This window comes from Rhodoferax saidenbachensis, assembly GCF_031457975.1.
Taxonomy (GTDB): Bacteria; Pseudomonadota; Gammaproteobacteria; order Burkholderiales; family Burkholderiaceae_C; genus Allorhodoferax; species Allorhodoferax saidenbachensis_A.
In genome coordinates this window covers 1-12,290 of the sequence record NZ_JAVDXO010000004.1, presented here as the reverse complement: position 1 = coordinate 12,290, position 12,290 = coordinate 1, and the positions used below count along the sequence as shown (strand labels likewise).

At 63.5% G+C, this 12,290-nt stretch carries 17 protein-coding genes; 4 read left to right on the top strand and 13 right to left on the bottom strand.

Annotated features, from left to right (window positions below):
• Window positions 1-14: 14 nt before the first annotated feature.
• From J2X15_RS09970 to J2X15_RS09925, 10 genes are all read right to left on the bottom strand, one after another.
• A complete protein-coding gene (locus J2X15_RS09970) occupies window positions 15-623 on the bottom strand; it encodes an outer membrane protein (RefSeq protein ID WP_310342169.1) in 609 nt (202 codons plus the stop codon).
• A 139-nt stretch (window positions 624-762) separates the two neighbouring features.
• Window positions 763-1,683, bottom strand: coding sequence for an alpha/beta fold hydrolase (locus J2X15_RS09965; RefSeq protein ID WP_310342167.1), 921 nt, complete (start codon window positions 1,681-1,683; stop codon window positions 763-765).
• A gap of 74 nt (window positions 1,684-1,757) precedes the next feature.
• Window positions 1,758-2,267, bottom strand: a complete 510-nt coding sequence (locus tag J2X15_RS09960; protein ID WP_409034282.1) for a CinA family protein — start codon at window positions 2,265-2,267, stop codon at window positions 1,758-1,760.
• Complete coding sequence (locus J2X15_RS09955) at window positions 2,264-2,845, bottom strand: phosphatidylglycerophosphatase A family protein (protein WP_310342165.1); 582 nt, start codon at window positions 2,843-2,845, stop codon at window positions 2,264-2,266. Before J2X15_RS09955 ends, J2X15_RS09960 begins: the two co-directional genes overlap by 4 nt.
• Before the next feature lie 48 nt (window positions 2,846-2,893).
• Window positions 2,894-3,658: an amino acid ABC transporter ATP-binding protein gene (locus tag J2X15_RS09950; RefSeq protein ID WP_310342162.1), complete on the bottom strand. Its 765-nt coding sequence runs from the start codon at window positions 3,656-3,658 to the stop codon at window positions 2,894-2,896.
• On the bottom strand, window positions 3,645-4,295 hold the full coding sequence (locus J2X15_RS09945) for an amino acid ABC transporter permease (RefSeq protein WP_310342159.1): 651 nt from the start codon (window positions 4,293-4,295) through the stop codon (window positions 3,645-3,647). The genes J2X15_RS09950 and J2X15_RS09945 overlap by 14 nt, the downstream gene beginning before the upstream one ends.
• 3 nt (window positions 4,296-4,298) lie before the next feature.
• The gene (locus tag J2X15_RS09940; protein WP_310342156.1) at window positions 4,299-4,982 is read right to left on the bottom strand and encodes an amino acid ABC transporter permease; all 684 of its coding nucleotides are present in this window, start codon (window positions 4,980-4,982) and stop codon (window positions 4,299-4,301) included.
• A 21-nt stretch (window positions 4,983-5,003) separates the two neighbouring features.
• Window positions 5,004-5,801 carry a transporter substrate-binding domain-containing protein gene (locus J2X15_RS09935; protein WP_310342154.1) on the bottom strand — a complete coding sequence of 266 codons (798 nt, stop codon included), beginning with the start codon at window positions 5,799-5,801 and terminating at the stop codon, window positions 5,004-5,006.
• Entirely contained in the window at window positions 5,798-6,571 is a 774-nt protein-coding gene (locus J2X15_RS09930; protein WP_310342152.1) for a GntR family transcriptional regulator, read from the bottom strand. Before J2X15_RS09930 ends, J2X15_RS09935 begins: the two co-directional genes overlap by 4 nt.
• Window positions 6,572-6,656: 85 nt before the next feature.
• Window positions 6,657-7,583, bottom strand: coding sequence for a LysR family transcriptional regulator (locus J2X15_RS09925; RefSeq protein ID WP_310342150.1), 927 nt, complete (start codon window positions 7,581-7,583; stop codon window positions 6,657-6,659).
• A 137-nt stretch (window positions 7,584-7,720) separates the two neighbouring features.
• On the opposite strand from J2X15_RS09925, the gene J2X15_RS09920 reads away from it, so the two are divergent.
• Both J2X15_RS09920 and J2X15_RS09915 read left to right on the top strand, forming a co-directional pair.
• Window positions 7,721-7,939 carry a hypothetical protein gene (locus tag J2X15_RS09920; RefSeq protein ID WP_310342147.1) on the top strand — a complete coding sequence of 73 codons (219 nt, stop codon included), beginning with the start codon at window positions 7,721-7,723 and terminating at the stop codon, window positions 7,937-7,939.
• 2 nt (window positions 7,940-7,941) lie between these two features.
• The gene (locus J2X15_RS09915) at window positions 7,942-8,343 is read left to right on the top strand and encodes a tautomerase family protein (RefSeq protein WP_310342146.1); all 402 of its coding nucleotides are present in this window, start codon (window positions 7,942-7,944) and stop codon (window positions 8,341-8,343) included.
• Between the two features lie 14 nt (window positions 8,344-8,357).
• Here J2X15_RS09915 and J2X15_RS09910 read toward each other — a convergent pair whose 3' ends face one another.
• The 3 genes from J2X15_RS09910 to J2X15_RS09900 form a co-directional block, all read right to left on the bottom strand.
• Complete coding sequence (locus J2X15_RS09910; RefSeq protein ID WP_310342145.1) at window positions 8,358-9,299, bottom strand: substrate-binding domain-containing protein; 942 nt, start codon at window positions 9,297-9,299, stop codon at window positions 8,358-8,360.
• A gap of 19 nt (window positions 9,300-9,318) precedes the next feature.
• Window positions 9,319-11,268, bottom strand: a complete 1,950-nt coding sequence (locus tag J2X15_RS09905) for a methyl-accepting chemotaxis protein (protein ID WP_310342142.1) — start codon at window positions 11,266-11,268, stop codon at window positions 9,319-9,321.
• Window positions 11,269-11,451: 183 nt separating this feature from the next.
• On the bottom strand, window positions 11,452-11,577 hold the full coding sequence (locus J2X15_RS09900) for a hypothetical protein (protein WP_310342140.1): 126 nt from the start codon (window positions 11,575-11,577) through the stop codon (window positions 11,452-11,454).
• Between the two features lie 113 nt (window positions 11,578-11,690).
• Between J2X15_RS09900 and J2X15_RS09895 the strand changes: the two genes are divergently transcribed.
• Together J2X15_RS09895 and J2X15_RS09890 are read left to right on the top strand one after the other, a co-directional pair.
• Window positions 11,691-12,068, top strand: coding sequence for a VOC family protein (locus tag J2X15_RS09895; RefSeq protein ID WP_310342137.1), 378 nt, complete (start codon window positions 11,691-11,693; stop codon window positions 12,066-12,068).
• 3 nt (window positions 12,069-12,071) lie between these two features.
• Window positions 12,072-12,269: an EVE domain-containing protein gene (locus tag J2X15_RS09890; protein ID WP_310342133.1), complete on the top strand. Its 198-nt coding sequence runs from the start codon at window positions 12,072-12,074 to the stop codon at window positions 12,267-12,269.
• The last annotated feature ends 21 nt before the right edge of the window (window positions 12,270-12,290 follow it).

Below are 12,290 nucleotides of genomic sequence, written 5' to 3'. Positions count from 1 at the left end.
TTGGAACTACAGGATTAAAACTTGTAGCCCACGCCAAAAGAGACGGTGCGGGCTTCCGCTTTGGCTTGCGTTGTCAGGCTGGTCACGATGGTTTGGTCGTTGTACTTGTTTTGCATGTATTCAGCTTGCAGGTACAGGTTCTTGCCCAGCATCTTTTGAAAGCCCAGACCATAGCCCATGCCAGTCGCATCTGCTTTGCCGGTGAAAATAGCTGCGCCTGTGGACTCGAATTTGGCTGAAATGCTGGCCACTTTTCCATAGATCAGCCAGCTGTCATTGATCGCAAATCCTGGCGCTATATACACAGAGGAAGCCTCTTTCCGTTTACCGGAGAATATTGCCGAGCTGCCGATGTCAATGTCACCGAATTCGTAAGTGCCGCCGAAGCCAAGTACAAAAGAGCTTCCCAGGGGCAGGTTGTATTGGACTTGGAATGCGCCGTTGGCAGAGGTTTGGCCCGTAGCTTTTACGGAACCACCTGAGTTGGAGATGTCGGTGTCGCTTGCGGTGGAATTGATGTTCAGACCCACGCTGAAACCTTCAAAGTTTTTGGCTTGTGCAAAGGCTTGTGGTGCGCCCAAAGTGGCGACGGTGACTGCTGCGGCGATCAGAATTTTTTTCATATGTAATTGGCGTGTGAATTGTGAAATGAAGGCACTCCCTCCGAAGCACCGCTTACATTTTAAGTGGATTGTTTCAATAGTTCCAATGGCTCATGGTGAACCCTGTTGTGTTTTTCGCGAAACTGTGTTCTCAAATTTGCTATTTGAGCTGGAAAAAACTTGCCAAGCACTGCGCCGTCTCTTTGGGTAGTTCTTCCGGTATGAAATGCCCTGCGGGCAGGCTTATCGCGCTCACGGTGCCCGCACATTGCGCCTGCCACAGCGGCACGGGCTGGAACATGCGATGCACCACGCCGCGTTCGCCCCAAATCACCAGCGTGTCGCAGGCAATCTTTCCTCCAGTGCCGGGCAGGGCGCGGCTGGCGCGGTCGTGTTCCAGGTCGATCTCTGCGCTGGCGCGGTAGTCTTCGCACATGGCGTGGAGGGTGCCGGGCAGGGTGAAGCAGCGCTCGTACTCTGCCAGCGCCCGAGGCTCGATGTAGCCAAGCCCGCCCGAACCCCAGCCACCCAGCTTGGCATGCAGATAGGCTAGTGGGGCGCCGCCAATCATGGTCTCGGGCAGGGGTTTAGGCTGGATCAGGTGGAACCAGTGGTAGTAGGCCCGCGCATAGGCAAAGTCCGTGGCGGCATACATGTCCAGTGTGGGGGCGATGTCGATCACGCACAGGCCCAGCACCCGGCTGGGGTGGTCCACGGCCAGGCGGTGCGCGACGCGGCCCCCGCGGTCGTGGCCGCAGAGATAGAACTGGTCAACGCCCAGCGCATCCATCACGGCTACCATGTCATGGGCGAGGGTGCGCTTGCTGTAGTTGCTGTGGTCGGCCAGCCCTTCGGGTTTGGCCGAGTCGCCGTAGCCCCGCAAATCGGGCATCACCAAGTAGAAGCGGTCCTGCAGTTGCTGGGCCACACGGTGCCACAACACATGGCTTTGCGGAAAGCCGTGTAGCAACAGCAAGGCAGGCCGCCCGGCGCGCGCTGTGTTGGGTACGCGGGCATGGATGCGCACACCGTGGGCCTCGAAATCACGTTCTTCGAAATGTTCAAACCAGGGTGTGGGCATGGTGGTTTTCCTTCACTGAGTCGGGGCTGGACGTGGTGCCGATTGCGCGCAATGTGGCCTGCACGCGCGGGGCGTTAGGCCAGGAACTCGACCAGCCGCGCCAGCGCATGCTGTACCGTGGCGGCGCGCACGGCGGCGCGGTCACCGGCAAAGTGCTGCACCTCGCTGCGCACGCCGGCAGGGGTGGCCCAGCCAAACCAGACGGTACCCACGGGTTTGTCGGCACTGCCGCCCGTGGGGCCGGCCACGCCGGTCACGGCCACGGCCACCTGCGCGTGCGAGTGTTGCAGCGCACCCTGCGCCATGGCACGCACCACGGGTTCGCTCACGGCGCCGTGGGTGGCAATCAGCGCGGCGTCCACACCCAACTGCTCGGTCTTGGCGGCGTTGGAGTAGGTGACAAAGCCACGCTCAAACCAGGCGCTGGACCCGGCCAGGTCGGTACAGGCACCGGCAATCAGGCCACCGGTGCAGCTCTCGGCCGTGGCCAGCATCCACTGGTGTTTGAGCATCAAATCGGCCACTAGCCCCCGTGAATATTGCGCGAGAAGCTCCTGATTTGATAGCGATTTGGCGGTACTCAGATGAACCTCCACAGCGCCACCACCAGCACGGTGCAGCCCGCGGCCACCAGGTCGTCCAGCATGATGCCAAAGCCGGCCTTGGGCCAGGCGCGGCGGTCGGTTTGCGGGTCCACGTGGTGGAACAGGGCGTCGGCCCAGCCCACGGGCCCAGGTTTGACGGCATCAAAAAAGCGGAACAGGCCAAACGCCATGACCTGGCCGACCAGCGAGGTCGGGGTCACCAGCCACAGCACCAGCCAGAAGGCGATGACTTCGTCGATGACCACATTGCTGGGGTCCAGCACGCCCAGGTGGCGCGCCGTCACGGTGCTGGCCCACCAGCCCACCAGGGTGCCCAAGCCAATCAGCAGGGCCCATCCGGTGTCGCCCATCCAGGGCTGCAGCGCCGCAAAGGCCATCCAGGCCCACAGCGAGCCCGAGGTGCCCGGCGCAATGCGTGACAGGCCCGAGCCAAAGCCCAGCGCCAGCAGATGCGCCGGGTGGGCGAACATGAATTTGGCGGTCGGCCGGGAGGATGGAGGAGTCAAGGGGGCGCCGCTGACGGTGTCCAGCGGAATCAGGGTCACGGGGTTACGCATGCCCCGATTATCGAAGACGCCGCGGCGGACGTCTTTAGGGCGTCTGGCTCAGTCGTGCAGGGACGACAAAAACTGCTGTAGCTCGGGCGTTTGCGGCTTGCCAAAGATGTCGGCCGGTGGCCCCATCTCGTGCACGCGGCCCTGGTGCATGAAGATCACGCGGTTGGACACGCGGCGTGCAAAACTCATCTCGTGCGTCACCATCAGCAGCGTCATGCCGTCCTGCGCCAGGCCTTCCACCACACGCAGCACCTCTCCTACCAGCTCGGGGTCCAGTGCGCTGGTGATCTCGTCGCACAGCAGCACCGCGGGTTCCATGGCCAGCGCACGGGCAATCGCCACGCGCTGCTGCTGCCCGCCCGACAATTGGTCGGCATAGGCGTCAAACTTTTCGGCCAGGCCCACGCGCGCCAGCAGGGCGCGGGCATGGGTCTGGGCGCTGTCGGCGTCTTTGCTTTTGACCAGGCTGGGCGCCAGCATGATGTTTTTACCAACCGTCAGGTGCGGGAACAGGTTGAAGCCCTGAAAAATCATCCCCACGCGCTGGCGTAGTGCGCGCATGGCGGCGGCGTTCTTGTGCAGCAGCGGCTTGCTGTCCACGGTGAGTTCACCGCTCTGGAACTCTTCGAGCCCGTTGATACAGCGCAGCAGCGTGCTCTTGCCCGAGCCGCTTTTGCCGATGATGGCGATCACCTCGCCCGGGGCAATTTGCAGGTCAATGCCCTTGAGCACCTCGTTGCTGCCATACGATTTGCGCAGCGCGCGGATGTCCACAATGGGCGCCACAGTGACGCTGGTTTCAACGGGGGGCATGCAACTTCCTCTCCAAGGATTTGGCGTAAAGGCTCACGGGGTAGCACAGCACAAAGTACATGATGGCCACACAGCTGAAGACGAGAAACGGGCTGTAGGTGGCATTGGCAATGGTCTTGCCCACCTTGGTCAGCTCCATGAAACCAATCACCGAGGCCAGCGCCGTGCCCTTGATGACCTGCACCAGAAAGCCCACGGTGGGCGCCACGGCAATCTTGAAGGCCTGCGGCAGGATGACGTAGCGCAGCTGCTCGGCAAAGTTGAGTGCCAGGCTTTGCGACGCTTCCCACTGGCCGCGGGGGATGGAGGCCACACAGCCGCGCCAGATTTCGGTGAGGAAGGCGCTGGCGTAGAACGTGAGCCCCATGCCGGCCGCCACCCAGGGCGAGGTGTTGATGCCAAACAGGCCCAGGCCGTAGTACGCCAAAAACAGCTGCACCAGGAGCGGCACGCCCTGGAACAGCTGCACATAGGCACTCACAAACACGCCGGCGCCCGGCAGCTTGCTCAGGCGCAACATGAGTAGCAGCAAGCCCACCAGCCCACCGCCGATGAAGGCGATCAGCGACAGGCCCACTGTCCAGCGCAGGGCCAGCAGCAGGTTGCGGACAATGTCCCACAGGGAAAAATCAACCATGGCCTAGCGCCTCCCGAACAGAAAGGTGGCTCCCGCCCAGTTGAGCAGGTGGCGCACCGCGAAAGACAGCAGCAGGTACAGCGCGCCGACCACGATGAAGGCCTCGAACGAGCGGAAGTTGCGGCTCTGGATCAGGTCAGCGGCGTAGCTCAACTCTTGCGTGGAGATTTGCCCGCATACCGAGGAGCCCAGCATCACGATGACGATCTGGCTCACCAGGCTGGGCCACACTTTTTTGAGTGCGGGGGGCAGTACCACACGGGTAAAGGTTTGCAGCCGTGTCAGTGCCAGACTCACCGCCGCCTCGATCTGCCCCTTGGGCGTGGCCTCCAGCCCGGCGCGGATGATCTCGGTCGCATAGGCGCCGAGGTTGATCACCATGGCAATGAAGGACGCGGTTTCGGCCGATAGCTTGAAGCCCGCGGCTGGCAGTCCGAAGAAGATGAAGAACAGTTGCACGATGAAAGGCGTGTTGCGGATCAGCTCCACATAGCCATTCACCGCGGCACGCAGCCAGGCTGGCGCGTGCTCGGCCCCGAAGCCGCGCGCGCGCACCCAGGCGCAGCCAATGCCCAGGGCCGTGCCTACCAGCACGGCGGCGGCCGTGAGTGTCAGGGTCCAACCGATGCCGGTGAGCAGCAGGGGCCACTCCGCCAGCACGGCGCCAAAGTCCAGCTGAATCCGCATGGTCTGCGTGCTATCCAGGTTTTACTGGGGAAGGTCACCGAGGCCACGACCCAGCCACTTCTTGGCCATGGCTTCCAGCTCACCGCTTTTCTTGGCGTCGGCAATGATCTCGTTCACCTTGGCCTTGAGCTTGTCTTCGCCCTTGGCAATGCCGATGAAGTTGGGGCTGTCTTTCAGCAAGAGCTTGTATTCGCTGGAGAGCTGCGGGTTCTTGGTCATCATGTTGCCGGCCACGGAGGCACCCAGCGCGACGAACTGCACTTGGCCGGCGGTGAACGCGGCGATGGTGGCGTTGTTGTCTTCAAAGCGTTTGATGTCGGTGTTGGCGGGGGCCACCTTGCCCAGCTCCTGGTCTTCCATGGCGCCGCGCGTCACGCCCACCGATTTACCGCCCAGGTCGGTGAAAGCCTTGACGCTGACGTTTTTGGGGCCGAATACGGCCTGAAAGAAGGGCGAGTAGGCCGAGGAGAAGTCGATGACTTTTTCACGGTCGGGGTTCTTACCCAGGGTGGCAATCACCAGGTCCGCCTTCTTGGTTTGCAGCGCGGGAATGCGGCTGGCGCTCACCACCACCACCAGCTCCACGGGCACGCCCATTTTTTTACCAATGTAGTTGGCCATGTCCACGTCCAGGCCGATGGGCTTGAGGTCGGTGCCCACAAAGCCGTAGGGCGCGGAGTCGGTTTGCACCGCCACCTTCAGCACCTTGGACTTCATGATGTCGTCCAGTGCGGTTTGCGCATGCGCGCCCGCGGCGGCCAGCACGGCGCCAGCGGCCACGGCCAGGGTGAAGGTGCGTTTGTTCAAGGGGAAGGTCATAGCAGGGCTCCAAGGTAGGTTGAGGGGTCTTTGGGAGATTTGTCGCCAAGACTTGTATGCAAGTCATGTGCCAAACGGACAGGCTTCGGTTTGGTGCCTTCGCCCACAGGGCTGAGCGCGCTACGCAACTCGGCCAGCGGGTCGCCATTGGGGGCTTGCAGGCGCAGGGCGTCCTGCACATGGCCGATGTGGGCCTGCATGAGCTGCTCGGCCAGCACCCAGTCGGAGGCTTCCAGTGCCTCGACGATGCGGCCGTGTTCTTCGCAGGAGTGGGCGGCGTCGTGGGTGGACTGGTACAGCATGGCGATCAGCGTGGTGCGCGCGGTGAAGTCACGCAAGGTGTCGGCCAGCAGGTTGTTGCCCAGGCACTCGGCCAGGCACACATGGAAGTCGCCCAGCAGGTAGCTGCGTAACCCCACGTCCGTGCCCTTCACTGCAGCTTTTTCGGTCTTGATGTGGGCTTTGAGTTTCTTGATGGCAACCTTGCTCACCTCGGTGGTGCAGCGGATCAGCCCCATCTCGATCACCCGGCGCGCCTCAAAGGCCTCGCGTGCTTCGCTCAGCGAAGGCTCGATCACATACCAGCCGCGCCGGCTGCTGACTGTGACAATGCCGCGCGCCGCAAGGCGCGTGAGCGCCTCGCGCACGATGGTGCGGCTGCAGTCAAACAGCATGGCCAACTGCTGTTCGCCCAGGCGTGCGCCGGGGGCGAGTTTTTGCGCCATAACGGCTTCAATGATGCGGGTGCTGATGTCGGATGCGTTGGCCATGTGGCATCCATTGCAGCACAAAATGTGCCACTGGTATACAAGATTTGCGCACCAGTGTGGTGATTTTGAGCGCGTTTTGTGTGCGCTACGCCCTTTGCTGGGGCATGTCACCCGGTAGCGCCAGCTTGGCCAGACACTCGGCCCAGTAGTCGATACAGGCCCGGATCTTGGGCAGGCGGTGGCGCTCTTGCAGCATCACCGCATAGATGGGGATGCGCGGGCTGGCAAAGTGGTCCTGCAGCAGCGGCACCAGCGCGCCGCTGCGCACCCAGGGCGCGGCCATCAGATCGTGCAGGCGCGAAATGCCCACGCCGTGCACCACCAGGCTCAGCAGCAGGGCTGTGTTGTCGGTGCGCGTCTGCCCCGGCACCAGCAGGTCGGGTGGTGCGGGCTGGCCGGCGCGGCTCCAGCGGTTCAGGGCGGGGCTGGCGCTGTTGGCAATGAGGTGGTGGTGGGCCAGGTCGTCCGGGTGCTGGGGCGTGCCGCAGCGCGCGAGGTAGCGCGGTGATGCATACAGCGTGCGGCCATACTCGCCAATCTGCCGCGCCACCAGCGTGTCGCTGACCGACGCACCGGTGCGGATGGCCACGTCAATGCCATCGCGCGCCATGTCGGCAATGCGGTCGTCGGCGTTGATGTCCAGGTGCAGCAGCGGCCAGCGCTGGTACAGACCTTCCAGGCTCGGTGCAATCACGCACTCGGCCATCAGCGGGCTCACGCTGATGCGGACCCAGCCGCTGGGCCCGCTGAGCTTGCCACTGAGTTCGCTGTCCAACTCGGCCGTGGTGTCCAGCAGGCGCTGGCCATAGGCCAAGAGCGTGTCGCCCTCGTCGGTCAGGCTCAGGCCGTGGGTGGTGCGGTGTAGCAGGCGAACGCCGCAGGCGGCTTCCAGCCGGGTCAGCGCGCGTGTGACCTGGCTCACGGGCACATTGCGCTCCCGCGCTGCGGCGGACAGGGTGCCCAGTTGGGCAATGCGGGTGAACAGGGCGACGTCATCGAGTTGGAGTTGCATGGCGTCATTGTGCGGCGGGTTGGCTTGGTTTTGCAAATATTGCAAAACCAATATGGATTTGGTGCTGTTTCCGAAGGCTGGTTGTATCAATAAAGTTCAGACCATCGCCTCAGCCCCTGAACCCACCGGAGTCCACCATGTTCCCCACCCCGCCCAGTGCCACCGCCATTGCCCGCCTGCAGGCCCAAGCCCGCGCCGAAATCCACCGTCTGCGTGGCGAGGCGTCGGATGACTTCTGGCGCGGTGCCGACGCCGTGTGGCAGCGCAGCCAGGGCTTCGCCCAGCGCAGTGCGAATCGCCTGAAGGCCCGCCTGGCCCGCCACCACCGTTCTACATCCTCCACCACGAAAGCCTGACCATGCCTACGCTGCAACTCAAAATCTCGCCGCTGCAAAACCCCTCGCGCTACCGCGCCTTGGCCGAGGCGCTGACGCGCATCACCCACGAACAACTGGGCAAGCGTGCCGAAGTGACTGCGGTTGTCATTGACGACGTGCCCGCCGCGCGCTGGCACGTGGGTGGCAGCGATGTGCAGCGCCCCACGGCGCTGCTGGAGATCAGCATCACCCAGGGCACGAACACGGCCGAGCAGAAGGCCGCCTTCATCGCCACCGCATTTGCCGAGCTGGAAGACCAGCTGGGCGACGGGCACGGGCTGGAGCCCGCCAGCTACGTCATCGTGCGGGAGGTGTCGGCGACTGACTGGGGTTATGGCGGGCATACGCAGGCGGCGCGGCGTCTCACCACGGCGGTGCTCTGAGCGGCGGCAACGATCTAGTTCTTGGCCAGGTACTTGGGCAGGGAGGGGGGCGTCACCAGTTCAAAGGGCACGTCCACAAAACGCTGCACCGGCTGTTGGCGGATCAGGCGCAGCGCGGCCTCCACGGCCCTGCCGCCCTGGGCCTCGGCGTTCTGGAAGACGGTGACCTTGAGTTCGCCCTCGCGCATGCTTTGCAGGGCGTCGGGGGTGGCATCGATGCCGCCGACGATGAACTCCGGCGTCCATTGCTGCGCTGCCTTTAGGGCGGCAATGGCACCCAGGGCCATCTCATCGTTGTTGGCGATGATGGCATCGAACCTCTTGCCCGACAGCTTGGCCGCAGCCAGGATGTTGGTGGTGATCATGCGAGCGCGATCCCGGCTCCAGTTGCCAATGCGCTTGTCGAGCACCTTGATGCCGCTACAGAGGCCGGTACCCAGCACATCTTCCACATCCTGGGTGCGGGTGCGTGCGGCTTCGTTGGAGAGGTCGCCCATCAGCACCAGCACATGGCCCCGGCCGTTCATGAGGCGGCACACTTCCCGCGCCTGGAGGGTGCCAGACACTTTTTCGTCCGAACCGACGAAGGCCGCGCCAGAGGGTAACTGCTCAAAGTCTGCCGGTTTGCGGTTGACGTAGATCAGCGGGATGCCAGCATTCATCGCCATGCTGGTGATGCGTTGGGTGGCGCTGGTGTCGACCGGCACCACGATGAGGGCATCCACTTTCTGTGCAATCAGGCTCTGGATCTGGTTGAGCTGGGTGACCTTGTCCGTCTGGGCGTTCTCCATCACCACACTGGCACCCACCCGGGCGCTGGCGACCTGCACGCCGTTTTTCAGCAGCGACAAAAAAGCATCGACTTCGGACATGGCCAGGCCGATTTTCTGGGCCTGCGCGGCAAATGGGGCAGTCAGTGCCAGTGCGAGCAACGCTCGCGCACGGATGTGCTTCATAGGGGGGCCTTGGTGAGGGTTAAAGGGGAAGCGCAGGCGTGGTCTGCAGCTTGAAGGCCACGACCGCCTGGGCCAGGGTGTTGGCCTGGTCGTGCAGGCTCTCAGACGCCGCGGTGGACTGCTCCACCAGTGCCGCGTTCTGCTGCGTGAGCTGGTCCAGCTCTACCACGGCTGCGTTGACGCGTGAGATGTCGGAAGACTGCGCCGCCGCGGTGGCGGCGATCTCCGAAATGATGTGGTTGACCCGCTGCACCGAACCCACAATCTCTTGCATGGTGTCACCGGCCTGCTGCACCTGCAGGGAGCCGGACGCAACGCGTTCCACCGAGGCGTCGATGAGCAGCTTGATCGCCTTGGCCGCCTCGGCGCTGCGGTGGGCCAGGTTGCGTACCTCGGCGGCCACCACGGCAAAGCCGCGCCCCTGTTCTCCAGCGCGCGCGGCCTCCACCGCAGCGTTCAGGGCCAGGATATTGGTCTGGAAGGCAATGCCGTCGATGACGCCTGTGATGTCCGCAATTTTGTGGGAGCTCTGCGTGATCTCGCCCATGGTGGCGACCACGTCACTCACCGCCGCGCCGCCGCGTTGCGCCACCTGCACGGCCGAGGCCGCCAACTGGTTGGCCTGGCGCGCAGCGTCTTCGGATCGTTGCACCGTGTGCATCAGCTGGGCCATGCTGGACGCGGTGCTTTGCAGGTTGCCTGCCGTGTGTTCGGTGCGGTTGCTCAGGTCCTGGTTGCCGGTGGCAATTTCCATGCTGGCGATGCGGATGCCCTCGGACGTGGTGCGTACCTTGTCCAGTGCCAGCTGGTAGCTCTTGCGCAGGTGTTCCACGCCGCTGACCAGAGTGCCGATTTCGTCGCGCCGCCTGCTGGCAAAGGACTGGGTCAGGTCGCCTTGGGCTACCAGTGTGACTGCCTTGGTGAGTTCTCCCAATGGCGCGCTTACGGTACGGCGCACCAGGTAGAACAGACCGGTGCCCAGTAGCAAGGCCGTGGCTACCAGCAGGCTCCCGATGATGGTCATGTTGCGCCAGTAGCTACGCATGGACTCGGCCTCCGACACCTCGGCGACCAGCCATCCGCTGCCGGACTGTGTCTTGCGCATCACGGCCCAGCGTGCACCGGTGGTCTCATCCAGCAGGGGGTAGGCTTCGTGCACATGGCCATCGGGGGCCTGGGCCAAAGCCTCTAGAAAGCTGGCCGCGGCGGGTGCTGTTGCCAGCACCTTTTTTCCCTTCGCTGTGGGGTGGACGAGGAATCGGAAGTCCGAGGGCGCGCCGTTGGCATCCAGGTAGTACATGCCACCGGTGTCGAAAATCTTCACCTTGGCAACCTGTTGCTCCAGTACCCATTCCTGCAGCGACACATCATTGCCGATACCAAATGCGCCAATGACATGGCCATCGGCGGCCTTGAGCGGCTCATAGCGGGTGAGGTAGGACTTGCCGAAAAGGCGCGCGTAGCCGGTGTAGGGCTGACCTGCCATGATGGTGGCGTAGGCCGGGTGATGTGCGTCAAATGGTATGTCCAGGGAGCGTTCGCCTGACTCCGTACGTGTAGAACTGGAGATGCAGACCATGGCGTCACCCTTGCGGGCAAACACCATGGCAACGCCGGCAGTTTCCTTCGTGAACCTGTCCACCGCGAGGAAGTCGTCGTTCACAACGCTGCCACCGCTCTGCATTTCACCGGTGGATTCGTCCACTTGGGGTTGATGGTCGAAGTTACGGCGGAAGCTGGCATAGGCCCGCAAGACCATGCCGCGATTGATCTGGTCGGCCGTGTCGGCTACGGCCACCATGCTCTGCACCTGCTCGGCTACAGCGCTCACCACCAGTGCACGAGTGCTGCGTTGTTCCAACACCCCCATGGCTGCCCCCACTGCAAGCAATACCAAGGCCAGCCCCAGCAGAGCCAGCATCGCCAGCCGACGGGCGACGGAGGGGGGCAGGGGCAGGCGTGGGCGCATCGGGTAGAGATGGGGTTGTGATGATCTCCGCAGACTATAGTGACAATGGAAATTATTTACTTAGGTGTAAACACTTAGAAATTATTTTCTGTTTTGTGAGGCCGTGGCGCAATCGGTCAAGACTGCGCCGACGCCCGGAGGGCGCAGCAACAGTAGCTTGGCCTCAGGCCAGTGCGTGTTCGCTCACCGGGAAGACTTGCCGGTCAGCTGGAGCCCGGCTTGGGAGAGGATTTGCACGCCGCCCTCGCTGATGTCCATGACCAGGGCCGCGATGGACTGAGGGTTGTTGGCGTCGCGAAACGCAAACATGGGTGTGGCGTTGGCGCCAGTCGGTGACGCACGCGTTGCACCCTCCTGACACACCGCTGTCAGTAGCCCCCCGGCACCATCAGGGCTTCTTCAACGCAACAAGGAAATGCACCATGAAAAACGCCATCAGCTGGTTTGAAATCCCCACCACCCAACTGGACGCCGCCCAGGCCTTTTACGAAGCCGTGCTGGGCCGCGCCATGCGCCGCGAGAACATGGGCCCCAGCGAAGGCGCCGTGTTCCCCTACGACATGGAAGGCGACGGCACCGGCGGCGCGCTGATGATGGGGCCCACGGCGCCCAAGGTGTCCACCGGCGGCACGCTGGTCTACCTGGACGCATCGCCCTCGCTGGACGCCGCGCTGAAGCGCGCCGTGGCCCAGGGCGGCCAGATCGCCCAGCCGCGCATCGCGTTGCCACCGGGCATGGGCTTCTTTGCCCACATCACCGACCTGGACGGCAACCGCGTCGGCCTGCACGCATTGGCTTGATCCATGACCACGCGCAACAACTGGATTGCCGTGGCCTGCGCCGCGCACGCCCGCCGGGGCTGCGCGGTGCCGCAGCAGGGCTATATGCAGGTCTGCCACGGCAAGGCCGCGCCGCTCAAGCGCGTGGCACCGGGCATGGGCTTCTTTGCCCACATCACCGACCTGGACGGCAACCGCGTCGGCCTGCACGCATTGGCTTGATCCATGACCACGCGCAACAAC